Source organism: Mesorhizobium sp. M0217, from assembly GCF_040321955.1.
GTDB lineage: Bacteria > Pseudomonadota > Alphaproteobacteria > Rhizobiales > Rhizobiaceae > Mesorhizobium.
Genome location: NZ_JAMYSN010000016.1, coordinates 73462 through 98032, shown reverse-complemented (window position 1 = coordinate 98032; position 24571 = coordinate 73462). Strand labels below are relative to the sequence as shown.

Annotated in this window: 25 protein-coding genes and 1 pseudogene; 10 read left to right on the top strand and 16 right to left on the bottom strand. The window is 63.1% G+C overall.

Translation table 11 applies throughout. From position 1 onward, the window contains the following. Positions 1 to 179: 179 nt before the first annotated feature. The 7 genes from NKJ18_RS22930 to NKJ18_RS22900 all read left to right on the top strand — a co-directional run bounded on the left by NKJ18_RS22930 (position 180) and on the right by NKJ18_RS22900 (position 7696). A complete protein-coding gene (locus tag NKJ18_RS22930; RefSeq protein WP_023701721.1) occupies positions 180 to 1385 on the top strand; it encodes a septal ring lytic transglycosylase RlpA family protein in 1206 nt (401 codons plus the stop codon). Positions 1386 to 1488: 103 nt separating this feature from the next. After that, positions 1489 to 2655, top strand: a complete 1167-nt coding sequence (locus NKJ18_RS22925; protein ID WP_352759765.1) for a D-alanyl-D-alanine carboxypeptidase family protein — start codon at positions 1489 to 1491, stop codon at positions 2653 to 2655. A 72-nt stretch (positions 2656 to 2727) separates the two neighbouring features. Further along, entirely contained in the window at positions 2728 to 3402 is a 675-nt protein-coding gene (gene tmk, locus NKJ18_RS22920) for a dTMP kinase (RefSeq protein WP_352759763.1), read from the top strand. Continuing rightward, positions 3399 to 4454 carry a DNA polymerase III subunit delta' gene (locus NKJ18_RS22915; protein ID WP_352759760.1) on the top strand — a complete coding sequence of 352 codons (1056 nt, stop codon included), beginning with the start codon at positions 3399 to 3401 and terminating at the stop codon, positions 4452 to 4454. Before tmk ends, NKJ18_RS22915 begins: the two co-directional genes overlap by 4 nt. A 90-nt stretch (positions 4455 to 4544) precedes the next feature. Continuing rightward, on the top strand, positions 4545 to 6095 hold the full coding sequence (gene metG, locus NKJ18_RS22910; RefSeq protein WP_352759758.1) for a methionine--tRNA ligase: 1551 nt from the start codon (positions 4545 to 4547) through the stop codon (positions 6093 to 6095). Next, the gene (locus NKJ18_RS22905) at positions 6095 to 6883 is read left to right on the top strand and encodes a TatD family hydrolase (RefSeq protein ID WP_352759755.1); all 789 of its coding nucleotides are present in this window, start codon (positions 6095 to 6097) and stop codon (positions 6881 to 6883) included. The genes metG and NKJ18_RS22905 overlap by 1 nt, the downstream gene beginning before the upstream one ends. Positions 6884 to 6886: 3 nt before the next feature. After that, positions 6887 to 7696 carry an MBL fold metallo-hydrolase gene (locus NKJ18_RS22900; protein ID WP_352759752.1) on the top strand — a complete coding sequence of 270 codons (810 nt, stop codon included), beginning with the start codon at positions 6887 to 6889 and terminating at the stop codon, positions 7694 to 7696. 24 nt (positions 7697 to 7720) lie between these two features. Here the strand turns inward: NKJ18_RS22900 and NKJ18_RS22895 are convergent, their stop codons facing one another. The 11 genes and pseudogenes from NKJ18_RS22895 to NKJ18_RS22845 all read right to left on the bottom strand — a co-directional run bounded on the left by NKJ18_RS22895 (position 7721) and on the right by NKJ18_RS22845 (position 15239). Continuing rightward, positions 7721 to 7864 carry a hypothetical protein gene (locus tag NKJ18_RS22895; protein ID WP_352759750.1) on the bottom strand — a complete coding sequence of 48 codons (144 nt, stop codon included), beginning with the start codon at positions 7862 to 7864 and terminating at the stop codon, positions 7721 to 7723. Then, positions 7854 to 7922: a GNAT family N-acetyltransferase gene (locus NKJ18_RS22890; RefSeq protein WP_352759826.1), complete on the bottom strand. Its 69-nt coding sequence runs from the start codon at positions 7920 to 7922 to the stop codon at positions 7854 to 7856. Before NKJ18_RS22890 ends, NKJ18_RS22895 begins: the two co-directional genes overlap by 11 nt. A 260-nt stretch (positions 7923 to 8182) precedes the next feature. Continuing rightward, a complete protein-coding gene (locus NKJ18_RS22885; protein ID WP_023668943.1) occupies positions 8183 to 8512 on the bottom strand; it encodes a hypothetical protein in 330 nt (109 codons plus the stop codon). Beyond that, positions 8509 to 9408, bottom strand: a pseudogene (locus tag NKJ18_RS22880) (translation factor GTPase family protein); the annotation flags it as partial. The gene NKJ18_RS22885 and the pseudogene NKJ18_RS22880, both read right to left, overlap by 4 nt. Before the next feature lie 41 nt (positions 9409 to 9449). Further along, on the bottom strand, positions 9450 to 10352 hold the full coding sequence (locus NKJ18_RS22875; protein WP_352499973.1) for an alpha/beta fold hydrolase: 903 nt from the start codon (positions 10350 to 10352) through the stop codon (positions 9450 to 9452). Positions 10353 to 10422: 70 nt separating this feature from the next. Beyond that, positions 10423 to 11199, bottom strand: coding sequence for a DUF8605 domain-containing protein (locus NKJ18_RS22870; RefSeq protein WP_245261307.1), 777 nt, complete (start codon positions 11197 to 11199; stop codon positions 10423 to 10425). Positions 11200 to 11306: 107 nt separating this feature from the next. Next, on the bottom strand, positions 11307 to 12083 hold the full coding sequence (locus tag NKJ18_RS22865; protein ID WP_023728025.1) for a pyrroline-5-carboxylate reductase: 777 nt from the start codon (positions 12081 to 12083) through the stop codon (positions 11307 to 11309). Between the two features lie 23 nt (positions 12084 to 12106). Further along, positions 12107 to 12985, bottom strand: coding sequence for an aldose 1-epimerase family protein (locus tag NKJ18_RS22860; protein ID WP_023668938.1), 879 nt, complete (start codon positions 12983 to 12985; stop codon positions 12107 to 12109). A gap of 174 nt (positions 12986 to 13159) precedes the next feature. After that, on the bottom strand, positions 13160 to 13876 hold the full coding sequence (locus NKJ18_RS22855; protein ID WP_023668937.1) for a Bax inhibitor-1/YccA family protein: 717 nt from the start codon (positions 13874 to 13876) through the stop codon (positions 13160 to 13162). A gap of 56 nt (positions 13877 to 13932) precedes the next feature. Then, on the bottom strand, positions 13933 to 14709 hold the full coding sequence (locus NKJ18_RS22850; RefSeq protein WP_023691287.1) for an anti-sigma factor family protein: 777 nt from the start codon (positions 14707 to 14709) through the stop codon (positions 13933 to 13935). Next, the gene (locus NKJ18_RS22845; RefSeq protein ID WP_023668935.1) at positions 14706 to 15239 is read right to left on the bottom strand and encodes a sigma-70 family RNA polymerase sigma factor; all 534 of its coding nucleotides are present in this window, start codon (positions 15237 to 15239) and stop codon (positions 14706 to 14708) included. Before NKJ18_RS22845 ends, NKJ18_RS22850 begins: the two co-directional genes overlap by 4 nt. Before the next feature lie 175 nt (positions 15240 to 15414). Here NKJ18_RS22845 and NKJ18_RS22840 point away from each other — a divergent pair, with 175 nt between their 5' ends. The 3 genes from NKJ18_RS22840 (at position 15415) to mazG (ending at position 18067) form a co-directional block, all read left to right on the top strand. Continuing rightward, positions 15415 to 15852 (top strand): DUF3592 domain-containing protein, encoded by a 438-nt coding sequence (locus tag NKJ18_RS22840; protein ID WP_023706554.1) that lies wholly within the window; start codon positions 15415 to 15417, stop codon positions 15850 to 15852. A gap of 129 nt (positions 15853 to 15981) precedes the next feature. Next, positions 15982 to 17166: an amino acid aminotransferase gene (locus NKJ18_RS22835; RefSeq protein ID WP_023816029.1), complete on the top strand. Its 1185-nt coding sequence runs from the start codon at positions 15982 to 15984 to the stop codon at positions 17164 to 17166. Positions 17167 to 17242: 76 nt separating this feature from the next. Next, positions 17243 to 18067, top strand: a complete 825-nt coding sequence (gene mazG / locus NKJ18_RS22830) for a nucleoside triphosphate pyrophosphohydrolase (RefSeq protein ID WP_023691283.1) — start codon at positions 17243 to 17245, stop codon at positions 18065 to 18067. 6 nt (positions 18068 to 18073) lie between these two features. Here mazG and hflX read toward each other — a convergent pair whose 3' ends face one another. The 5 genes from hflX to NKJ18_RS22805 form a co-directional block, all read right to left on the bottom strand. After that, positions 18074 to 19465 (bottom strand): GTPase HflX, encoded by a 1392-nt coding sequence (hflX, locus tag NKJ18_RS22825; protein ID WP_023708495.1) that lies wholly within the window; start codon positions 19463 to 19465, stop codon positions 18074 to 18076. Then, the gene (gene hfq / locus NKJ18_RS22820; protein WP_006202172.1) at positions 19466 to 19711 is read right to left on the bottom strand and encodes an RNA chaperone Hfq; all 246 of its coding nucleotides are present in this window, start codon (positions 19709 to 19711) and stop codon (positions 19466 to 19468) included. It lies immediately after the preceding gene. A 145-nt stretch (positions 19712 to 19856) separates the two neighbouring features. Beyond that, positions 19857 to 20717 (bottom strand): D-amino-acid transaminase, encoded by an 861-nt coding sequence (locus NKJ18_RS22815; protein WP_023701734.1) that lies wholly within the window; start codon positions 20715 to 20717, stop codon positions 19857 to 19859. A 102-nt stretch (positions 20718 to 20819) separates the two neighbouring features. Then, positions 20820 to 22181: a nitrogen assimilation response regulator NtrX gene (ntrX, locus tag NKJ18_RS22810; protein WP_023668929.1), complete on the bottom strand. Its 1362-nt coding sequence runs from the start codon at positions 22179 to 22181 to the stop codon at positions 20820 to 20822. Continuing rightward, positions 22171 to 24459: a sensor histidine kinase NtrY-like gene (locus tag NKJ18_RS22805; protein WP_023706551.1), complete on the bottom strand. Its 2289-nt coding sequence runs from the start codon at positions 24457 to 24459 to the stop codon at positions 22171 to 22173. Before NKJ18_RS22805 ends, ntrX begins: the two co-directional genes overlap by 11 nt. Positions 24460 to 24571 lie beyond the last annotated feature (112 nt).

Here is a 24571-nt window from a genome sequence, read left to right as displayed (position 1 = left end):
CAGCCCGGGACCTGGCCGCCACATTCCTGCCCGGTTTCGGACACAATCGATTAATACGCTGATAAACAATTCCTGCGCACAAGGGATGGGGATTGGCGCGTCGCAGGCATTGCTCATCTGGCTCCGCCGAAATTCTAGAAGCGGCGCCTGTGTCGAGACGGTAGGGGACATCGGAAAACATGCAGACCACGACGCATCGGCGTCTTCGTCGCGCTCCTGCTTTGGTGTTGTGCGCTCTTTCGGCTGCGTTGCTGGCCGCGTGCGCGTCGCCGCAGTCCGAGCCGAAAGCCATGGTCTACAAGAAGCCTCGCTCGAAGGAATATTTTGCCGAGACCGAGTACGGCGTGAAGGCCAGCCCGCGCGTTCAGTACATGCGGCGCGGCGGCGGCCGCGACCAGTTGGGCAAGCCCTATCAGGTGCGCGGCAAGTGGTATTACCCCAAGGAAGACAAGCGCTACGCCAAGGTCGGTCTCGCCTCCTGGTATGGCGATGCCTTCCACGGTCGTCTCACAGCCAATGGCGAAGTCTACGACATGACCCATCTGACGGCGGCGCATCCGACCATGCCGCTGCCAAGCTACGCCCGTGTCACCAACACCGAGACCGGAAGCTCGGTCATCGTGCGCGTCAACGACCGCGGCCCCTATCACGAGGGACGCATCATCGATGTCTCAGAACGCGCCGCGCAAATGCTCGACTATGCCAAGGTCGGCACGGCCAGGGTCAAGGTGGAATATATTGGCCGCGCACCGCTCGACGGCGACGACGACCAATATCTGGTCGCCTCCTACCGCCCGGGCAACCGCCCGGACCCGTCCGATGGCTTGCCGACCGGCGTCATGGTGGCGATGAACGGACCTTCGCCGAGCCTATCTGTTGGCGCACCCCCTGCCGTAGTGCCGTTTCCTGGTCAGTTGACGAATTCCGACACACAGCCAGTGATGTCGATGCAGGCACCGGCCTCAAGCGATGTGACGCTGCCTGAATTCGGGCCGATCGTGCCTCAGCGCCCGGAATCGCCCTTTGCCGTGGCTTCGCTCTCCTATGCGGATGAGCGCGTACAGCGCGCCGACGTCTTTGCAGCGCTTGACGACCAGGGCATGTCGCCAGCCGACATCCTGCAATCGTGGAAGAAATCCAACCCGCAGGCATCGCCTGCCGTTTCCGACTATGTCGCCGCCGGATCCTTCGACGATGCTGCCGAGGCAAAGCGGGTGGCTGCGGCTCTCGAACCGTTCGGCAGGACCGAAATCCAGAGCACCGAACTCGACGGCAATGACTGGTACGCGGTCAATCTCTATCCGGATGGCCATGGCAATGTCGACGACCTCTTGCGCGCGGCATGGTCGCATGGCGCGCCGGACGCGCTGGCTGTGCGCAACTGACCAACAAAGGCACGCCGGTTTTGTCATTGCGCGGTTGATCCGCCGGGAAGAAGCCTGATAGCGTTGCGGCAAGTTTCTGCCGGCTAACAGGTCGAGCCTCTTCATGCGATTTCGCCTTTTCCACTCTTTTGCCGGGCTTTTTGGCCTTGGCTTCTTGCTTGCCGCGCTGGTTCCGGCCAACGCGCAGCTTTTCGAGACCAAGGCCACGCAGGCTTTCATGATCGATGCCGAAACCGGCACGGTGCTGTTTTCCAAGGATGCCGACCAACCGATCCCGCCGGCCTCGATGGCCAAGCTGATGACCATGGAGATGGTCTTCAACGCCATCAAGTCGAAGCGCATGAGCCTCGACGACACCTTCGTGGTCTCGGAGAATGCCTGGCGCAAGGGCGGCGCCCCGTCGGGAACGTCGACCATGTTCGCCAAGCTCAAATCGGCGATCCGGGTCGAGGATCTGATCCAGGGGGTCACCATACAGGCCGCCAATGACGGCTGCATGGTGCTGGCCGAAGGCATGGCCGGTTCGGAAGAGAATTTCGCGGCGCAGATGAACGATCGCGCCCGCCAGATCGGGCTCGCGAAATCGACATTCGTCAATTCGACCGGCCTGCCGGCCGACGGCCAGCAGACGACGGTGCGCGAACTGGCGCAGCTTGGCCTGCATATATGGCGCGAATATCCGGATCTCTATCTCTATTACGGCCGGCCCGATTTCACCTGGAACAAGATCTCGCAAAAGAACCGCAACCCGTTGCTGGCCATGGGCATCGGCGCCGACGGAATGGCGGTCGGGTCGAGCGAGACGGGCGGTTTCGGCATTGTCGGCTCGGTCAGCCATGACGGGACGCGGGTGATCGCCGCGATGAGCGGATTGGCGAACGATCGCGAGCGGGCCGAGGAAGCGCGCAAGCTGCTCGAATGGGGCGTCCGCTCCTTCGAGAAGACCGAGATTTTCGCCAGCAACGAAGTGGTCGGCGAGGCCCAGGTGTTCGGCGGCGCCAAATCCAGCGTAGCGCTGAAGGCAAAGGCGCCGATCGACGTCCTGCTGCCGATCGCCAACCGCGACAAGCTGACCGCCAGGATCGTCTATCAGGGGCCGGTATCGGCGCCGGTGGAGGAGGGGCAACCCGTCGGCGCGCTGCGCGTCTGGATCGGCGACACGCTAAGCCAGGAAACGCCGCTTTTCGCCGCCGAATCGGTCGGCGTAGGCACCCTGCCGCAACGAGCGTTTGATGCCGCCAGGGAACTGGCCGTAGGCTGGCTGCGTTGAGTTCCCGCGGCGTGGACCTTTTCTCAGGCGCGGACTAAGACACCAGCGCAAAGCAGGACAAAGGCCTTTCGATTGGCAAGCGGATTTTTCATCACCTTCGAAGGCGGCGAGGGCGCCGGCAAGTCGACGCAGATCGTGCGGCTGGCCCAGAAGATGCGCGCCAAGAAATACGATGTCCTCCTCACCCGCGAACCCGGGGGGTCACCCGGCGCCGAGGCGGTCAGGCATGTGCTCCTGTCCGGCGCCGCCGAGCCGTTCGGGCCGAAGATGGAGGCGCTGCTGTTTGCCGCCGCGCGCTCCGACCATGTCGAGCAGGTCATCCGGCCGGCGGTGGAGCGCGGCTCCATCGTGCTTTGCGACCGTTTCCTCGATTCGTCGCGCGTCTATCAGGGCGTCACCGGCGGCCTCGATCCGGCTTTCATGGAAGGTCTGGAGGAGGTCGCCATCAACGGCATGATGCCGGACATGACGCTGATCCTTGACATTGACCCTGCCGAGGGCTTGCGGCGCGCCGCCGCGCGGCGTGGCGCCGAGGACGGTCCGGACCGCTTCGAAAAGGAGACGCTGGATATCCACCAGCGCCGCCGTGACGCCTTCCTGGCGATCGCAGCCGCCGAGCCGGACCGCTGCATCGTGATCGACGCGTCGGCGCCTCCCGCTACGGTGGAGGATATCGTCACCGCGGTGGTGTTCGCCGCACTTGAGGCGAGGGCGCCCGCGCGCAACAGACAGGCGGCGCCCGCATGATCTTCGAACGCATCGCTCCCGAGCAGCACGACACACTGGACGGTGTACCGGAGCCGTCCGAGACGCTGCGCCTGGTCGGCCATGAGCAGGCGGCCGCGATGCTCGCTGCCGCTTATCGCTCGGGAAAACTGCCGCATGCGTTGATCTTTGCCGGGCCGGTCGGCATCGGCAAGGCGACGCTTGCCTTTCACCTGGCGCACCATCTGTTGAAGTATCCGGCCTTCGACCAGGCGCCGGATGTCTTTGCCGTTCCCGATCCGGCCTCATCGCTGTTTCGCCAGATCGCCACCGGGGCGCATCCCGGCGTGCTGCACCTGACCCGGCCGCTGAACGACAAGACCAAGAGTTTCAAGACCGTCGTCACCGTCGACGAGATCCGCAAGGTCAACCGCTTCCTGTCGCTGACCTCGCATGACGGCAGCTACCGGGTGGTGATCGTCGATCCGGCCGACGACATGAACACCAACGCCGCCAATGCCTTGCTGAAGAACCTCGAGGAGCCGCCGAGCCGCACGCTGTTCATCCTCATCGTCCATGCGCCGGGCAGCCTTTTGCCGACCATCCGTTCGCGCTGCCAGATGGTGCGGCTGACGCCGCTCGATGCCGGCAGCCTGATGAGTGTTCTGGAAACCGTCGAGCCGCCGCCACCTTCCGATCCTGCTGCGCGCGCGGCACTGGCGGAACGGGCAGGGGGCAGCGCCCGCAATGCGATCCTTCTGACCCAATATGGCGGGCTGGAGATTGCCGGCACGCTCGACGCCCTGGTCACGTCGGGCAAGAGCGACATCGCCGGAGCCTATCGGCTTGCCGAGGCCGTCGCCGGCCGCGACCAGGCGATCCAGTTCGACATCTTCAACCGCCGCGCGCTCGATCTGCTCTCCACCGGCGCCAGTGAAGCCGCGCTGGCTGGGGATCTCGCGCGGGCGAAAACGCTGTCCGACACTTGGCACGAGGCGCTGAACGCCATATCTGAGACCGATACCTACAATCTTGACAAGAAGCAGCACGCCTTGACCATGATCGACCGCCTGAATTCCGCAATGCGAATGTGACCGGTTTCGGCATTGGGGCGGGATGGCAATCGCCGTCTCGATGCGATATCCACCGCTCACATTCATTCGGCCATTCATGACGGTTAATTCATGTCACGCGACACATTCTACATCACGACACCAATTTTCTATCCGAACGGCAAGCCGCATATCGGCCACGCCTATACGGTCATCGCGACCGACGCGCTGGCCCGCTTCCAGCGCCTGGACGGCAAGGACGTGCTCTTCCTCACCGGCACTGACGAACACGGCCTCAAGATGCAGCAGACGGCCGAGAAGGAAGGCATAACGCCACTCGCGCTTGCCGACCGCAACTCGGCGATCTTCCGTTCGATGACAGAGGTCCTGGGCGGCTCGAATGATGATTACATCCGCACGACGGAACCACGCCACTACGAGTCGTGCCAGGCGATCTGGAAGGCGATGGCGGCCAATGGCGACATCTATCTCGACCGCTACAGTGGCTGGTATTCGGTCCGCCAGGAAGCCTATTTCGAAGAGAGCGAAACCACGCTCGGCGACGACGGCGTGCGCCGCGAGCCGCTTGGCTCGCCGGTCGAATGGAATGAGGAGGAAAGCTACTTCTTCAGGCTTTCCGCCTATCACGACAAATTGCTTGCGCTGTACGAAAGCCAGCCCGATTTCGTCGGTCCGGCCGAGCGTCGAAATGAGGTGATGAGCTTCGTCAGGTCCGGCCTCAAGGACATCTCGGTCTCGCGCACGACCTTCAATTGGGGCGTGCCGGTGCCCGGCGACGACAAGCATGTGATGTATGTCTGGGTCGATGCCCTGACCAACTACATCACCGCTGCCGGCTATCCCGACACCAAGGCCGAGCAATGGCGCTACTGGCCGGCCACGCACATTATCGGCAAGGACATCGTCCGCTTCCATGCCGTCTACTGGCCGGCTTTCCTGATGTCGGCCGGCATCGAACTGCCGAAGCGCGTCTTCGCGCATGGCTTCCTGTTCAACCGCGGCGAGAAAATGTCGAAGTCGGTCGGCAATGTCGTAGACCCCTTCACCATGGTCGAGCATTACGGCCTCGACCAGGTGCGCTATTTCTTCCTGCGTGAGGTGCCATTCGGCCAGGACGGCAGCTACAGCCATGACGCGATCGTCAACCGCACAAATGCCGATCTCGCCAACGGTCTCGGCAATCTGGCGCAGCGCTCGCTGTCGATGATCGCCAAGAACTGCGGCGGCGTGGTGCCGCATCGCGGCGAGCTGACCGAAGCCGACAGCGCGATCCTCGACCAGGCGGTGGAAGCGCTGGGTACCGCGCGCCAGGCGATGTCGGAACAGGGCATCCATCTCGCGTTGGCGGCGATCTTCGGCGTTGTGGCGGAAGCGGATCGCTACTTCGCCTCGCAGGCGCCCTGGGCGCTGAAGAAGACCGATCCGGCGCGCATGGAAACAGTGCTGTGGACGACCGCCGAACTGGTGCGTCGCGTGGCATTGCTGTGCCAGCCCTACATTCCGGGGTCGGCCGGCAAGCTGCTGGACCTGCTGGCGGTGCCGGCGGACAAGCGTGACTTCGCGCATGTCCATGCCGACTATGCGCTGGTGCCCGGCACGGCGCTGCCCGCGCCGGAGGGCGTGTTTCCGCGTTATGTCGAAAACCCTGAGGCGAGCGCCTGATGCTCGTCGACAGCCATTGCCATCTCGACTTTCCGGATTTCACCGAGGAGCGGGCGGCCATCGTCGCCCGCGCCAAGGCTGCCGGTATAGGTCACATGGTGACCATCTCGACGCGCGTGAAGCGGTTTGCGCAAGTGCTTGAGATTGCCGAGAGTTTCGACGAAATCTATTGCTCGGTCGGCACTCATCCTCACAATGCCGGCGAAGAGCTGGATGTGACGGCTGAGGACCTTGTGCGCCTGTCCGCGCACCCGAAGGTGGTGGCGATCGGCGAGGCCGGGCTCGACTATTTTTACGACAAGGCGCCACGCGATGCGCAGGCGCAGGGCTTTCGCACTCACATAGCGGCCGCGCGCGAGACCGGCTTGCCGCTGGTGATCCATTCGCGCGATGCCGATGACGACATGGCTGCCATCCTCGAAGACGAAACAGGGAAGGGCGCCTTCCCCTTCATCCTGCATTGTTTTTCGTCGAGGCGACGGCTGGCAGAGGTCGGCGTGGCGCTTGGTGGCTATGTGTCCTTCTCGGGCATACTGACCTTCAAGAACTCCGCCGATTTACGCGCCATCGCAGCCGATGTGCCGCATGACCGGCTGCTGGTCGAGACCGACGCACCGTATCTGGCGCCGGTGCCGTTCCGCGGCAAACGCAACGAGCCGGCCTATATCGCGCATACAGCCAAGGTGCTGGCGGAGACGGTCGGCGTTGGCGAAGCCGAGATCGCGACGCTGACGACGGCAAACTTCTTCCGGCTGTTCGGCAAGATGCCGCGGCCCGCCGGGCTCTGACGCATGAGCGACCGGCTGCGCCTCACCATCCTCGGCTGCGGCTCGTCACCTGGCACGCCGCGCATCACCGGCGATTGGGGCAATTGCGACCCGGCCAATCCGAAAAACCGGCGTACACGCTCAGCCGCGCTCGTCGAGCGGATAGCAGCCAACGGCGCCAGAACCACGGTCGTCATCGACACCGGGCCTGATTTCCGTGAGCAGATGCTGATGGCGGCGGTCCGGCGCATCGACGCCGTCGTCTATACGCATCCGCACGCCGACCACATCCACGGCATCGACGATCTGCGCGGCTACGTGCTGGAGCAGCGCCATTTGATCGATGTCCATGCCGACCAGCCGACCATGCTCAGGCTGCGCGAAGCGTTCGGCTATTGCTTCGAGACGCCGCTTGGCAGTTCCTATCCGCCGATCGTCAGGCCGCACATCATCGATCACGCAAGGGCGGTGACGATCGAAGGCGAGGGCGGTGCCCTCACCCTCGAGCCGCTGCCGCAGATCCATGGCGACATCATTTCGCTCGGCTTCCGCATCGGCGGGCTGGCCTACTGCCCCGATATAAGCGACTTCCCGGATACCACCGCCGAGCGGCTGCGCGGCCTGGAAATGCTGGTCATCGATGCCTTGCAGTACCATACCCATCCCAGTCATCTGTCGCTCGGTCAGGCGCTTGGCTGGATTGAAAAACTGGCGTCGAAACAGGCCGTGCTGACGCATATGCATGTGCCGCTCGACTATGCCACGGTGAAGGCCGAGGTGCCGGCCAACGTCACTCCGGCCTATGACGGCATGGTGATCGAAATTCCTTTATGAGACAGCATGATACGAGCAGATCTTTTATAAGGACGTTCGGTTCTTCAGCGCGAAGATCAGCAGCGTTCCAATCGGCTCATAGCCCATGCGGGGATAAAGCAGCGCTCCGGCACGCGTCGCCAACAGCATCGAGCACCGCGACCCATGCGCTTTGTCGTCATGCAGCATTTTTGGCCATCAGCGCCTGGCCGATGCCTCGACGCCGGTGCGAAGGCTCGACAAACATTGCTTCAGTCTAATGCACAAGTTCCATAATCTATCTTATGCGACTTTCATATGTGGCTGCTGCTTCCATTAGGGGCGTGCCAATATACGCCCTGCTGACTGAGATGCGGGCTGGCGGCTCTGATTGCTTGGCGGGAGGAACGTTGACGAAGCAGTGGCGAAATGAGTTGGCGTGGTCTTCATTTCTCAAGGGATGGCGCCTTTCGCAAAGGCCTCGACTTCCTGCTCGACCGGCCCGCGCCGGGATAACGAACAGGAGCGTCATCCCGAAAAGCTTTCCAGGAGGCCGCTGAAGGCTGCTGCGATTGCAACAAGATGGAAGACGCCAAGGGCCAGCCATCTGGAGCCGCCGGCGCCCGCAACAAATGCCCCATAGGCAGGAAACTGCAGCGCAGCCAATCCGATGGAAAGGCTGGTGATCGTTGTGTTGGTCAAAAGCGTTGCCAGCATGGGGACCGGATAGAGAAGTCGCGCCAGCACATAGTCGCCATGCCCGGCCCCGGCCGAATAGAGCGCCAGGAAAAAGGCGACCGGCGTGACGCCGAGGCCGACAAGGAACCCTGCCCGCGAGGAGAATTTTGGCGACGTCATCTGGCCATGGCCATGGCGGCCGGTGGGTCGCCGCCGGGTGGCAGTGGTACGGGAGCGCATCCGGAATAGTCGGCGCGCAGGCGTGCCAGTCCGTTCGAACAGGACCGGAGCGCATCCTCCAGCATGAACATGTTCGCGAGCGGCATTGTCGCTTTGACAACGACGACCACGCCGCTGATTTCCCGACTCCGGATCAGGCCCCGGCGGCTGTGCAGTTCGGCGATGATTTTGTCGACATAGGCCGCCGACGTGTTCACCTCGACTTGCATGATCGGCTCGAAGAGCTGCACGCCCAGCTTGGGAGCGGCTTCACGGAAGCAGGCTCGGCCGGCGATCTCGAAAGTCAGGGGCGAGGAATCAGTATCGTGATACGCGCCGTCGATCAGCGTTGCCTTCACGCCAAGCATCGGGAAGCCAGCAAACGGGCCTGAAGACAGAATGTTCCGCAGCCCCTTTTCGACGCCCGCAACATATTCGTTCGGAAGCGCACCGTCGGCGACCTTGGACCCGAAGACGAAGTCCCAGCTACCGCCATTCGGCTCGAACGCAATCTTGACGCGGGCGAACTGACCCGTACCACCGGACTGCTTCTTGTGCGTGTAGTCCTGCTCGTGCTTACGGGTGATCGTCTCGCGATACGCTACCTTGGGCGCGCCGACATTCACCTCAATGCGAGACTCGCGGCGCAGGTGGTCGATGACTATGTCGAGGTGGAGTTCGTCCCTGCCGGCGACGATCGTCTGGCCCGATTCCGCATCCTGCTTGACGTGCAGCCAGGGATCCTCGTCCGCCAGCTTCGACAAGGCAGTAGCTAGCTTCTCCTGATCCGCCCGCGACTTCGGCTCGATCGCGATTTGCAGCAGAGGCCAGGGCGCGGCAGACTTTTCCATCATGACGCCATGGTTGCAGATCGATCCGATGACCGCAACGGAGGGGTCTACGCCCGGCCGGCCGCCCTGCCCGTCCCTTTCGCTTCCTGACTGTGGACGCGCGCCAGGAAATCGCGCACCAGCGGAAGTGCCTCATCGAAATGCGTTTCGAGCAACCAGTGGCCGGCGCCATCGATCAGATGAAGCTCCGCTTCCCGCAAATCGCGCTGGTAGGCATGCGCCGATTGTGCCGGCATGTAACCATCCTCGGGGCCCCAGACGATGAGCGTTTGCGGTTGGTGCTCGCGCAGATAGCTCTGATAGCGCGGGAACCAGCCGAGGTTCGCCTCCAGCTTCTCCATCAGGCCGACCGCGAGCCGCCGGCGGATCGGCGTGTCCATCAAAGGCCAGTGGAGTTTCCAAAGATCGGGAGGCACGCGCTCGGCTACAGCGTAATCCACCTCTCCGACGAACTCGTGCCGGAACCCCTCCTCGCTCACCGCCTCTTCCAACGGCCGGTGCTTTTCGGGCGTCTTTTCCGTCCAATAGGCTTTTATCCCAGCGTATTTCGGCCCGAGAACATCCTCGTATATATCGCCGTTCTGGATGATGAGTGCCGCGATGCGCTCGGGATGTGCGATGGCGTGGCGCAGTCCGATCTGTGAGCCATAATCGTGCAGCCAGAGAGCATAGCGCGACGTGCCGAGCGCATCGGCGAAAGCTGTCAGAAACCCGGCATAGGCATCGAAATCATAGCCAAAAACCGACATTTCGGGCGTGGCGCTGTAGCCAAAGCCGGGAAAGTCCGGCGCGAATGTATGCCAGCGATCGGCAAGTGCCGGCATCAACCGTCGGAATTGATAGGACGAGCACGGATAGCCGTGCGGCAGGAGAAGGACGGGAGCATCAGGCGGGCCGTCTTCGCGATAGAAGATGCTGTTTCCGTCAATGTCGATCCGGCGATGTTGCAATTATACCTCCTTGCTCAAAGCTTGCCCGCCACTTTGTTTACGGCGCTCGGGCAAGAAGGTTCCCTTGAAGTCAGGGCGTGACGGCTTCCGGCTCTCCATTGCCCGACAGGATCTGCAGCGTTCCGCGCGTGGCGTTGCGGAACGCATCGTCGAAACTGACGCCACGTACCTGCCAGCGATACTCCTTATCCTTGAAGCTGAGCCGCCAGTCGCCGACCCAGCCCAGCGCTTCCTGGCGCCATACCAAAGTGCCGGCAAGCAGGGCGTCCCCATCCAGCGTGTTGGCCACGTCGGCGAGCGCGACGTCGGACGGCCGAGGCAACTCCAGCGGCAAACCGGTCCGGTGCGCCGCGTCCGCCAGCGCAACGCGCATATCCGCCGCAAGCTCGCCGCCGCCATCGCGCACCAGCGTGAAGCCGTCGCCTTTCATCGGCCTTACATCCAGCAGTGCGACCATTTTTGGCCGCGGCACCGCCCACGGTTTGCGCCCGAGCGACGCCAGCAAGGCATCGATCTTGTCCGGGTCGAAATCGGCGGTGATGTAATGCGGCCGGTCGTGGGTGCCCTGCTCGTCATGCGGCGGGCGGTTGTTGAGCAGGTCGCGGTAGCCGACACCAGTGACATAGTCGGCCGCGTGCCGGCTCATGTCCGCAACACGCGGGTCGCCGATCAGCCGCGGGTCGCCGGAAACCTTGACCAGCACCTCTTCAAGGCACGGCGCCAGGCCCCAGGCCCGGTTCTCCTCGCCAGTGCCGCTGGTCACCGATTGCGCGCGGTAGAGGCTGGCGCGGTCGATGTCGGCGGCAGCGACCGGAAAGACAATCAGCACAGCCAGCGCCGCTGCCACAAAGCCCAATTTCAAGCATCCAGGCACCCGCCGACCCTCCCGAAACGGTCCGGAACATCCGTTGGAGCCATACTCCTGATCATCAGGGAATTTCAAGGTACCGCCCATCAAGGCGTATCGCCGACGATGCGCCGGTGTACGCCGTCCAGGCTCTCGGTGAGCGCCTCGAACACGTTTCGCGCCGTGAGTTCGCGAAGAACCTGTTCGTTGATGCCGCCGCGCGTCGCATAGTCCTGCGCCAGATGCATGAAGTCGGCATCCGGCGACATATCAGGAGCGCATCCCAAGGCTTTGAAAAGCGAGGCGATGTAATCGCGCCCCTTCCCTTCCTCCACGCCATTCCTCTTGAGCCAGCTGTTAATCGTATCGAGATATCTAAAGTAGCTGGCATAGGTTGCGGTGGCCACGCTCAACGCGTTGAATTCGGCTGGGTTCTCGACCTCGATCACTTTCCCCAGATTGCCGAACAAGGCAGCGACAGTGGCATCCGGCGGGCAGATGATCGTTGCCCCCAGCCGGTGGGCGATCATCGGCATGGGCAGCGCTTTCGTCACCTGGTGCGCGGGTGCGGTCAAGCGGGCAATCTCCTCGCGCGGCAGCGTGGCGATCAAGCTGATGAGGTGATGCTCGCGCCGAAACCGCAAACCCGGCAGGACGTCATGCGCAATTTGCGGCCGGACAGCCAGCATGACCAGGTCGCATTGATCGAGAACCGCCTGATTGTCATCAGCGATACGCACATCCGGATAACGGGCTGCCAGCTCTGCGGCGATCTCTTCATTGCGCGGCGACAGCAGCACGGAGACGGAGTTATCCGCGACGGATTTGAGCCCGCTGACAATGGCCGCTGTAAGGGCACCCGTGCCGATGAAGCCAAGTTTCATCGCGCCTGTCTCTGGTTCATCGGTCACAGCGGCGCATGCTCGAGCCGTACCTGATAGCTCAGCACGCGCTTTTCACCGGGCGCGATCAGCATCACGCCCGGCTTGTCCGCGAACTCGCCATCGAAATCCACGGGGCTGGCAAGCCCGTGCCAGGGTTCGATGCACAGGAACGGAGCGCCGCCCGGCTTCGACCAGATGCCCAATTCCTTAAAACCCTGCCACGACATCTCGATCGCCGCACCGTTCGCGGCGGCATAGCGCACGCTGGTGCTGGCCGGCCGGTCGAGGATCACGGCGTCTGCCTCGAACAGCTGTTCGGAAAGCGCCAGCGTTTTGCCTTCGATAGGCGTCGGCCGCGGTGCAGCCAGCACCAGGCCATCCTTCAGCCGGCGGATCGGCGCCGGCTCGTCCTGGGCAAAGGTCAGGTGGTAGTCTGTCTTGGCGAGCCCCGGCTGCAATGGCCAATTGAAAGCCGGATGTGCACCGATGGAGGCTGGCAGCGTCTCGTCGCCGGTGTTGGCAATCTCGAAGCTCACACCAAGTTCGCGACGCTCGAGGGTGTAGGTGATGGCAAGGCGAAAGGCGAACGGATAGCGCGTGCGTGTATCGGCATCGTCGGTCAACACCAGCGTGCAGGATCGGGGGCTCGCGTCAGCCCACACAAATGGCTTGTCGCGGGCAAATCCGTGCTGCGTCAGGGGATAGACCCGGCCCCGATGGCGAAGCTGGTCCCCCTTCAGCCGGCCGACGATCGGAAACAGCACCGGCGAATGCCGCCGCCATTCCGGCCCGGCCTGCCACAAAAACTCCAGACCCTCGGCATTGCGCAAGGAGACGAGCTCGGCCCCCTGCCCGACAATGGTTGCCGAGATGCCGTCGCCCTGAAGCGTCACTTGTTCCATGCGTTCTCGCGGAAAGCTGCGTGCGAGCGGCAGGTTAGCAAAAGCCCGCATGGACTCAAGGGCGCAGCGACATCGCGCTGATAGAGGAGCGATGTCTCCACGCCAAAACGACAGTGGCCGGAGATTCTCCTCCGGCCACTGCGAGATCGAGATTGTTGCCTTGCTACGGTTCGACTATTCGCGTTCGCCGGTGAAGTTCAGCAGCAGCTGGAAGATGTTGACGAAGTTCAGGTAGAGCGACAGCGCGCCGAAGACGGCGAGCTTCTGCTGCGATTCCGCGTCGAAATTCTCAGCATACTGTTCCTTGATCGTCTGCGTGTCCCAGGCGGTCAGGCCAACGAACACCGCGATGCCGATCACCGAAATGGCGAACTGCAGCGCGGTCGAGCCGAGGAAGATGTTGACGACGCTGGCGATCACCACGCCGATCAGACCCATGATCAGGAACGACGAGAACTGGGTCAGGTCGCGCTTGGTCGTGTAGCCGTAGAGGCTGGTGGCGCCGAACATGGTGGCGGTGATGAAGAAGGTGCGCGCGATGCTGGTGCCGGTGAAGACCAGGAACACCGAAGCCAGCGACAGGCCCATCACCGCGCAGAAGGCCCAGAACATCAACTGGGCGCTTGCCGCCGACATCGTCTGCATCTTGAACGAAAACAACAGCACGAAGGCGAGCGGCGCCAGCATCACCACCCATTTCAGCGGGCTGGAAAAGATCGGCACGTAGAGGGCCGGCGTCGAGGACACCACCATGGCAACGATGCCGGTGACGACGAGGCCGATGCCCATATAATTGTAGACGCGCAGCATGTGGCTGCGCAGGCCCTCGTCATAGACGGCGCCGGCGCGCGCGCCAGTGCCCATGCGGTATCCGAGGTCAGGGGTATTCATTGCGGGTTCTCCTTATGTGGTCTCAGTAAAGCGTCTTGATCAGTAAAGTGTCCTGATCAGTAAAGTGTCTTGGCAAGCGTCTCGGCGGTGCGGTCGAGGTCGTGGACATCGCTGCGCGCGACGACCGCGTACGCGACCTCGCCGATCTGGAAATAGGCAGAGGAGATGTCGCCGGAGGGCGCGATGGCAGGCTTGACCACGTCGAAGGTTCCGGGCCGGATCGCAAACAGCGAGACCAGCCCCATATCCTTCGTCTCCAGCGCCACCTCGACGCTCGGCCCGAAGCGCGACGGATAGATCTGGACGTCGCGGACCTTCCAGTCCTTGGGCAGCGATGGCATGACGATTGCGGTGGCGGCGCGGATTTCGTCGCCATTGTAGTTGGGCGCCTCCAGCTGCGAGGGCATCGCCTCGCGCATGAGCGTCGTCTTGTGCGCCCGGATCGCTTCTTCGACATAGGCGGGCGGCGGCGGCGAAGCCACGACCTTGGTCACCAGCAGCGGCCCGAAGAGGCCGTTCGCCAGCCAGCCGGCAGCGACAAAGATGGCGACCGCGGCCGCCCGCTGCAGCACGGCGAAGACGCGGCGACTGGCCAGCCCCCTGCCCAGCCGGCGCGCGACTTCAGTCGTCGCCGGCCGCGCCATGCCTGTGGAAGCAGCCAGCGCCAGGCGCAGTTCGTCGCGCGTCCTCAAGTCGGACATCACCCGCGCCGCAGCCTCCGGACGAGCCGACAGGAACGCCTCGACCTCGATGCGGCGCGCGACATCCAGCTGGTCGTCGACATAGGCGTCGAGATCGGTATCGGTCACCGGGTCCCGCAACAGGTCGGTCATGATGGGTCTCCCACGATCCTCAGATGGCTTTTGGCCGGCGAAGGTGCAGCGTTTTCCATCTCGCGCAGTGCTGCGCGCGCCCTGCCGATACGCGACATCAGCGTGCCCAGCGGCACCCCGCTGGCGTCGGCGGCCTGCTGGTAGGAAAGGCCCTCGATGGCGACCAGATGCAGCGCCGAACGCTGCTCCTCCGGCAGACTGAAAAAGGCCTCGCGCACCTGCGCCAGTCGCACGGAATGTTCCTGCGGCGCCGGCGTGCTGGCATCGGTGAGATAGCCGGCCTGCTCGACACGCGCTGATTCCGACCGGCGCGAGCGCATCTTGTCGATGAAAGCGTTGTGGACGATCGACAGCAACCATGCCCGCAGATTGCCGCCCGAGCGGAATGTGTCGCGCCGCTCGTAGGCGCGCACCAGCGCATCGTGCACCAGATCCTCGGCGTCAGTGCCGTCGCGCGTCAGCGAGCGTGCGTAGCGCCTGAGCGAACCCAGCTGTCCGACAATATCGAAGCGTGGCATCGACCGTTTCATGCCCCGTTTACGAAACAGGCGGGGATCTTAATCCATCGCCACCAAAACTTTTTTGCGTCGCCACAATAGGCATCATGCAATCAGAAGTCCGCTGCGCACTTACCCATCTCCCGTGCGGCAGATGTTTGCTTTATGGATGAAGTCTAGCCTTATCCGTCTGTCCCAGGAGCAAAAGATGGCCAATGGTAGTCGTGTAACGGGTTTTGCAGCGTTGCCGATCGTCGGCAGGGTGTTCATCATCTTTGGCATTGTCGGACTGATCGCTTCCGGCGTGCTGGCCATCGTCGAGATGTACGGCCCTCGTACCGCTTCGGCGACAGGCAGGATTGTCGCCGCCGAATACAATCCCCGCATCGAGTTCTCGACCGCCGACGGCACCGTCATCCGCTTCAACAATGCCGTCCACAGCTCGTTCTGGGGTGATGGCGACAGCGTCCCTGTCGCTTACGACCCAACCAATCCGCAAAATGCCTCCGTCGACAGCTTCGCCGGACGCTGGTTCCTTGCCGGGCTGGCCGGCATGCTCGGCGGTTTCTCCCTGCTGACCGGCATCGGTCTCGCCGTGATTGGACGGGTGCTTATCCGGCGGATTGGAATGAACCCGTCGCCATAGCCGCCGACCCCTGCCGTACAGACAAAGCTTGGCGTAACGGTCCAGTACGCTAGCGGACTGGCGCAGATGGAAGCACTGGCGAAACGCGGCCGCTTTGCGTATTACTCCGCCGCCATTGGAGCCGTATTGATGTTCGAGACCCTGCAACCTGCCCCGGCCGACAAGATCATCGCCTTGATCGGCCTCTATCGCGCCGATCCGCGCCCCGGCAAGATCGATCTCGGCGTCGGCGTCTACAAGGACCGCGACGGCAGGACGCCGGTCATGCGCGCCCTGCGCGAGGCCGAGAAGCGGTTGCTGCAGGACCAGGACACCAAGACCTATCTCGGCCTTGCCGGCGACACCGGCTTCAACACGGCGATGGTCAAGCTGGCCTTCGGCCCCGCTGCCGACATGACGCGCATCCGCGCCGCGCAAGCGCCTGGCGGTTCCGGCGCGCTGCGGCTGGTGGCGGAGCTGTTGAAGCGGACCCGCCCCGACGCAACCGTCTGGCTGTCGGACCCGACATGGCCGAACCACCCGCCGGTGATGCGCGGGGCCGGCCTCAAGGTGCGCGATTATCCCTATTTCGATGCCGTTTCCGGCGCGGTGCGCTTCCACGAGATGCTGGCAACGCTTGGCGCAGCCGAGCCCGGCGATATCGTGCTGCTGCATGGCTGCTGCCATAACCCGACCGGCGCCAATCTCGATATCGCGCAATGGGCCAGCGTCACCGATCTTGTCGTCGAGCGCGGGCTGTTGCCCTTTGTCGACATTGCCTATCAGGGCTTTGGCGAAGGCCTGGACGCCGATGCGGCCGGCTTGCGCCTTCTCGCGGGCAAGGTGCCTGAAATGGTCGTTGCCTCGAGCTGCTCGAAGAACTTTGCCGTCTACCGCGACCGCGTCGGCGCGGCGATGATCCTGGCGAAGGATGGTGCGCAAGCCGATGTGGCGATGAGCCAGATGCTGGCGGCGGCGCGCGCCATGTATTCGATGCCGCCGGACCATGGCGCCGCCGCCGTGCGCATGGTGCTGGAAGATGATGGCCTTCGCGCCGACTGGGAGGCGGAGCTGGAGGAGATGCGGCTGCGCATGCTGAGGCTGCGCGTCCAGTTCGCCGACGCGCTGCGCCGGCAGTCCAACTCCGACCGCTTCGACTTCATCGCCAGCCATCGCGGCATGTTTTCCAGGCTTGGCCTGACCGAGGCGCAAGTCGAGCGGCTGCGTGCCGAGTATGGCGTCTACATGGTCGGCGACAGCCGCATCAACGTCGCCGGCCTGCCCGAGGACGGCATGGATGACCTCGCCAAGGCGGTTGTGTCGGTACTCGGCTGAAGCTCGCTGTGGACAATCTCCCCTCTCCGGCTGACGCCGTTGGCCGCACGACAGGCAGCGGGATAGCATTCGCCGCATGAAACCTTCGCGCGACATTTCCCGGCTGATCGAGATCATGGCGGCGCTCAGGGCGCCGAAGACCGGTTGTCCCTGGGACATCGAGCAGGATTTCTCGACCATCGCGCCCTATACGATCGAGGAAGCCTATGAGGTGGCCGACGCCATTGCGCGCGGCGATCTCGACGATCTGCGCGACGAATTAGGCGATCTCCTGCTGCAGGTCGTCTACCACGCGCAGATGGCTGAGGAAGCCGGCGATTTTGCCTTCGGTGATGTGGTCGAGGCCATCACCACCAAGATGATCCGGCGCCATCCGCATGTCTTCGGCGACGAGAAGGCGCGCAACGCCGGCATGGCAAAGGGCATGTGGGAAAAGATCAAGGCTGAGGAAAAAGCCGAAAAGCGAAGTGCGCGCCTCGCCCGCGGCCTCGACCCCGAAGACCATGGCAAGGGTTTCCTGGACAGCGTGCCCGTCGCCCTGCCCGCTTTGACTCGTGCGCTGAAGCTGCAGGAAAAGGCAGCGCGTGTCGGTTTCGACTGGAGCGAGGCAGCACCCATCCTCGACAAGATCGAGGAAGAGATCGGCGAGCTGCGCGAGGCACTGGCTAAGGGCGAAACGGCTGAGATCAAGGACGAATTCGGCGACATGCTGTTTGCCGTCGTCAATCTGGGGCGTCACCTCAAGCTCGATTCGGAAGCGGCGCTTAGCGGCACCAACGAAAAGTTCCGCTCGCGCTTCCACTATGTCGAGCGCGCGATCGATGCATCGGGAAGCACGCTCGAAAAAGCCACGCTGGACGAGATGGAAGTGCTCTGGCAGCAGGCCAAGGGCGTGAAATAATCAGGCTTACTGCCTGTTTTTGCGGTGCAATCGGCTTTCGATCTCTTGCCGGGCGGTGTGCGTGGCCTTGAGTGCGATGGTCGCGCTGCCATCCTCATTGTCTACCCGCGAAACGACGTCGCCATTGCGGTATAGCCAGTCGACAAGGCCGAACTGCGGCGGTTCGATCGTCACCGTCAATTCCTCGAGTTCGCCCGACATCCTGGTCTCGATCAGCGCCTTCAGCGCATCGATGCCTTCGCCGGTGACCGCCGAGATGGCGATCGGCGGCGCCTTGTTGGCGTCAGTGCCGTCGGCGAGCAGGCGCTCCCGGTTGCCGTCGTCGAGAAGGTCGACCTTGTTCCACACCTCGATGACCCGGTTCGCATCGCCAGCGTCGACACCGAGATCGGCAAGGATGCGCTCGACGTCCTCGGCCTGGGCGGCCGTATCCGGATCTGAGATATCACGCAAATGGATGACCAGATCGGCCTCGACGACCTCTTCCAGCGTGGCGCGGAAGGCGGCGACCAGATGCGTCGGCAGGTCCGAAATGAAGCCGACTGTGTCCGACAGGATGATCGGCGTGCCGTGCGGCAGGCGCACGCGGCGCAGCGTCGGGTCGAGCGTTGCAAACAGCATGTCTTCGGCCAGCACGTCGGCCCCGGTCAGCCGGTTGAACAGCGTCGACTTTCCGGCATTGGTGTAGCCGACAATCGCCACCACCGGGAACGGCACCTTCTTGCGCTTGGCGCGGTGCAGGTCGCGGGTGCGGCGCACCGTTTCCAGCTCATGCTTGAGCTTGATGATTTTTTCCTGCAGCTGCCGCCGGTCCGACTCGATCTGGGTTTCGCCGGGGCCGCCGAGGAAGCCGGCTCCGCCGCGCTGGCGTTCAAGGTGGGTCCAGCTCCGCACCAGACGGCCCTTCTGGTAGTTGAGATGGGCAAGTTCGACCTGCAGCGTGCCCTCCTTGGTCCGCGCGCGCTCGCCAAAAATCTCCAGGATCAATCCGGTGCGGTCGAGCACCTTGGCATTCATTTCTTTTTCGAGATTGCGCTGCTGCACCGGCGTCAGCGGATGGTCGACGATGACCACCTCCGCGTGACCCTCTTTGACGATCTCGGCGAATTCCGCGACCTTGCCGCTGCCGAGCAAGGTTGCCGGGCGTGGATCGTTGACGGTGACCACCGCCGTGTGGATCAGATCCAGGTTGATGGCGCGGGCAAGGCCGACCGCTTCGTCGTGGCGCGCATCCGCCGAACGCGTCAGCCGTGGACGGTTCGTTTCGTCATCGTTGCGCTGATGCCGGGTAAGCACCGGCACAATGACAACCGCCCGGGTCGGACCTGTGGCTTCCGTCCCGGAATTATGTGCTGGTTTCCCGCGGACGCCGCGGTCCGCGTCTTTTTCACGTGCCAATCAGGCGCCCTGGCTTTCCTCGCCATCGAACATCTGAACCGGCTGGCTCGGCATGATCGTGGAAATGGCATGCTTGTAGACGAGCTGGGAGTGGCCGTCACGGCGCAGCAGAACACAAAAATTGTCGAAGGAAGTGACCACGCCGGTCAGCTTGACGCCGTTGATGAGAAAGATGGTGAGTGGATTTTTGCTCTTGCGAACAGAATTCAGGAACAGGTCCTGAAGGTTTTGCGATCGTTCCGCCATTGTTCTTGTCTTTCGCCGATCCCCTTCGGTTTGCAGGCTAATGCGCCAAATTAGCGGGCACATGTCAAGCTTGCAAACACCCCCTTGCCGTCAGTAACGACAAGCAGAACGAGATATATTGATGTGCAGTCCGTCTGTGCGGTTATCAGGCTGGACTTTTTTCCGCAACGTCAAAAAAGGCTTGCCGCAATGAAAGTGTTATCGAACCGGGGTGCCCATTGGCGACCGCGGCACCGTCGATTGCCACGACCGGCATGGCGATTGTCGTTGCCGAACTGATGAAAGCTTCTCGCGCAGCCTTGGCTTCAGTGACTGAAAAACCGCGCTCCTCGATCGTCAACCCGAGCTTTGCCGCCACTTCGAACATGGTCGTGCGGGTGATGCCGCGCAGGATGCCATGCTCCGCCGGCCGGGTGACCAGAACGCCGTCCCTTGTAACGATCCAGGCGTTGGACGAGCCGCCCTCCTTGACGTTGCCATCGGTGTCGACGAACCAGGCCTCCTGGGCGCCGGCCTCCTTGGCCTTCTGCTTGGCCAGTACGTTGGGCAGCAGGCCGGTGCTCTTGATGTCGACCCGGTCCCAACGGTTTTCCGGCACGGTGATGACCTTGATGCCCGCCTCGGCTCGCTTGGCGGCCGCCGCCGGGTCGGCCTTTCTGGCCGTAATCACTAGCGATGACGGTGTATCGGCGGGGAAAACGAAGTCGCGGCTGGCAACACCGCGCGTAACCTGGACATAGACCAGGCCGTTGACGACGTGGTTGCGCCGGACGATTTCGCGCAGAAGAAGCGGCAGCACACCCTTGGTGACCGGCCAGTCGATCGACAATTCGCTAAGGGAGCGGCTCAGCCGGGCAAGATGGCGCGGCATGTCGACGATAAAGCCCTGCGCCACCTCGCAGACCTCGTAGACGCCGTCGGCGAATTGATAGCCGCGATCCTCGATATGCACGGCAGCGTCGGCATGGGCGACATAGCGCCCGTTCACATAGGTAATGCGCGGCATGGGTGATCCCTCAGAAAAGTCCCGGTTTTTCTATGCGATTCCGCCGCTGCCGTAACCGGCAATTGAATGGGCCACAGCCCGCTGGACCAACAACAACGGGGGTCAGACCCCCAGCGACTTCAGTTTCCGGTGCAGCGCCGAGCGCTCCATGCCGATGAATTCGGCCGTCTTCGAGATGTTGCCGCCGAAACGGTTGATCTGGGCGATCAGATAGTCCTTCTCGAACTGTTCGCGCGCCTCGCGCAGCGGCAGCGCCATGATGTGCTGGTCGGACTGGTTCGGCGTGCGCGGCATGACATCGCCGATCTCCGACGGCAACAGGTCGGCGGTGATCGGCGCATCGATATCGTCGCCACGCGCCAGGATCATCAGCCGTTCGACATTGTTGCGCAGCTGGCGGACATTGCCCGGCCAGTTGTGCGCCTGCAGCACGGCAAGCGCATCGTCGCCGATGCGGCGCGGCTTGATGCCGGCCTGGCGAGCGATCTGCTTCATGAAATTGTCGACGAGATAGGGAATGTCCTCTCGCCGCTCGGCCAGGCCCGGCACCATGACCGGAACCACCGCCAGGCGGTGATAGAGGTCTTCGCGAAAACGGCCGTCGGCGATCATCGCCTCCAGGTTCTGCGAGGTCGAGGAGATGATGCGGACGTCGACCTTGACCCGCTTGGTGCCGCCGACCCGCTCGAACTGCTGTTCGACCAGCACGCGCAAAATCTTGTTCTGCGTCTCGCGCGGCATGTCGGCCACTTCGTCGATGTAGAGAATGCCGCGGTGCGCCTCTTCAAGCGCGCCGACCTTGCGCTCGGTGCCGTTCGATTCGGTACCGAACAGCTCGATTTCCATGCGCTCGGGCGTGATGTTGGCCGCGCTCAGCGTCACGAACGGCGCGCCCTTGCGCGTCGACAGCGTGTGGATGGCGCGCGCGGCGAGCTCCTTGCCCGAGCCGGACGGACCGATGATCATGACGCGGCTGTTGGTCGGCGCCACGCGCTCGATGGTCTGGCGCAGCTGGCTCATCGCCGACGACATGCCGATCAGGTCGAAGGTTTCGCCGCTGCGCTGCTTGAGGTCGGACACCTCGCGCCGCAATTTCGAGGTTTCGAGCGCCCGCTCGGCGATCAGGATCAGCCTGTCGGCCTTGAACGGCTTCTCGATGAAATCATAGGCGCCGCGGCGGATGGCCGACACCGCTGTCTCGATATTGCCGTGGCCGGAGATCATCACCACCGGCAGGCTCGGATGCATCGTCTTGATCTCGTCGAGCAGCGCCAGCCCGTCGAGGCGCGAGCCCTGCAACCAGATGTCGAGGAAAATCAGCCGCGGCGCCCGGTCGGCGATTGCCGCGAGCGCGCTGTCGGCATCGAATGCCGTGCGGGTTTCATGCCCTTCGTCGCTCAATATGCCCGCGACGAGTTCACGGATGTCTTCCTCGTCATCGACGATGAGAATATCAGACGCCATTACCGACCTTTTCAGTTTCTCGTTCGTGTTCCGTTTCGCCTTGACCGCGTGGCGGCGCGGTTGCGGCAGCTGGCGGCAGGATGATCGAGATCATCGCGCCGCGTCCACCGTGGAAATCCGCGGGCGCATCGTGCAATTCGAGCCGCCCGCCATGGTCCTCCACGATCTTCTTGACGATGGCGAGACCGAGCCCGGTGCCCTTCTCGCGCGTCGTCATGTAGGGCTCGAGCAGCCTTTGGCGGTTCTCGCGCGGCAAGCCTTTGCCATTGTCGATGACGTCGATTCTGATCGCGCCATTCTGCCGGGCAGCTTGAATCCGGATTATGCCGTGCGAACCGTCCTTTTGTTCCAGCCCGTCAATCGCCTCGGCCGCGTTCTTGATGACGTTGCCGAAAGCCTGCGCCATCAATCGGCTATCGAACGTGCCCTTGAGCGGTTCGTTGCCGAACACGCGTTCGAAAGCAATGTCGGCGCGGCTGACTTCGACCAGGAACGACGCCTCGCGCAGCGATTCACGCAGATCGATGGCTTTCATCTCGGGCTTGGGCATGCGGGCGAAAGCCGAGAACTCGTCGACCATGCGGCCGATATCCTCGACCTGCCGGATGATCGTGTCGGTGCACTGGTCGAAAATCTCGCGGTCCTCGGTGATGACCTTGCCGAAGCGTCGCTTGATGCGCTCGGCCGAGAGCTGGATCGGCGTCAGCGGGTTCTTGATTTCATGTGCGATACGCCGCGCCACATCCGCCCAGGCCGACGAGCGCTGTGCCTGGACGAGATCGGTGATGTCGTCGACCGTCACGACGTAGGATTTCTCCTCCTCGCCGTCGTCGCCGGCCTCGATGGTGATCTGCACGTTGAAGGTACGCTCGGCGCCGGTGCGATAGAAGGTGACCTGCTCGCGATAGACCGGCTTGCCGGATTTGCGGCCGATCTCGAAGACACGCCCGACATGCGGTAGCACGGCGGACAGGTTCTGCCCCAGCGCCGCCGTGGCCGATATGGCCAGCATCGTTTCGGCCGATTTGTTGACGATGGAGACGATGCCGTAGGGATCGACGCCGATGACGCCGGCGGTGACGCCGGCCAGCACCGCTTCCGAGAAACGACGCCGTTCGTCGATCAAATCCTTGGCCGACAGGATCTCGTTGCGCTGCGATTTAAGCTCCAGCAGCATCTTGTTGAACGTATCGCCAAGCGAGGCGACATCGCCGTCGGAAGGCCGTACCGGAACGGCGACATCGAGATTGCCGGTCGCAACCTCGTCAGCCGCGCCGATGAGTTGACGGATGGGCCGCACCAGACGGTCGGCCACCGCTATGCCGGTCCAGATGGCCGACAGGATGATGATCAGCGTCAGTGACAGATAGGGCAGCGCGAACGCCACCTGCGACGTCCGCCTGTTGTCTTCCAGGCCGCGATATTCGGCGGTGTTGGACTGGACGATCGCCCTCGCCTTGATCACTTCGGGGTCGACCAGGCGATTGGTGTAGAGGTAGAGGCCTTCGATCTCCCGCAGCTTGATGATGGCGCCCATGATGTTGCGCGTCTTCGGCTCGATCAGCACCGGTTTGCCGTCGGCCGCACTTGCCACCGCGCCCTCAGGCGGTGCCGGCATGGCGAAGTCCGCATCGGTCTGGGCACTCACGACAAAGGAGCCGTCTTCCCTGACCAGCGCCGCATGCACCAGGCTTCTGCCGACGGCTTCCTTGTTCATCAGGTCGAGAAAGCCGGTTCGATCGAGGCCGTAAAGCGTGCGCGACGCATCGAGATCGTAGGCCATCGACAGCGTCGTGCCCTGAAGATTGCGAGCGTTTTCCTGCACATAGGCGTCGGCGATCGACAGCGACGAGTTGACGATCGCCTTGGTGCGGATCTCGAACCAGCGGTCGAGGCCGATATCGAGCGTGATCGAGGCGATGATGGCCACCATGATGGCGGGGATGGCCGCGACCAGCGCAAACATCGTCACGATGCGCACATGCAGCCGCGACGCCGCCTTGCCGTGCCGGCGCGCCATGGTGATGCGATGCACCTCGCGGCCGACGAGGGCAATCAGCGCCAGCACAAATAAGGCATTGGCCGCAATCAGCGTCAGCGTTGTGTTTGCGTCTGGCGTGATCGGCGTGGCGCCGACAAGAATCGCAAACGAGATTGCCGCCGTAACCAGCGCGCCGGCAATTGCCACAACGCCAGGCAACGCAAGCAGCCGCCGTCCATCCCTCTGGCCGGATCTGCTGAAAAGCGGTTCGTTTGATGTCAGAGCTTGCGAAGCCATGTCGCCGTCTAAGAGCCAGTGATTGCGTTGGATGTATGCAACGCATTGTGGCGATTATGCAACAAGTGTGGCCGTGACGGAAATCTTTCGGCCGCCGATCCCCTGAAAAGGG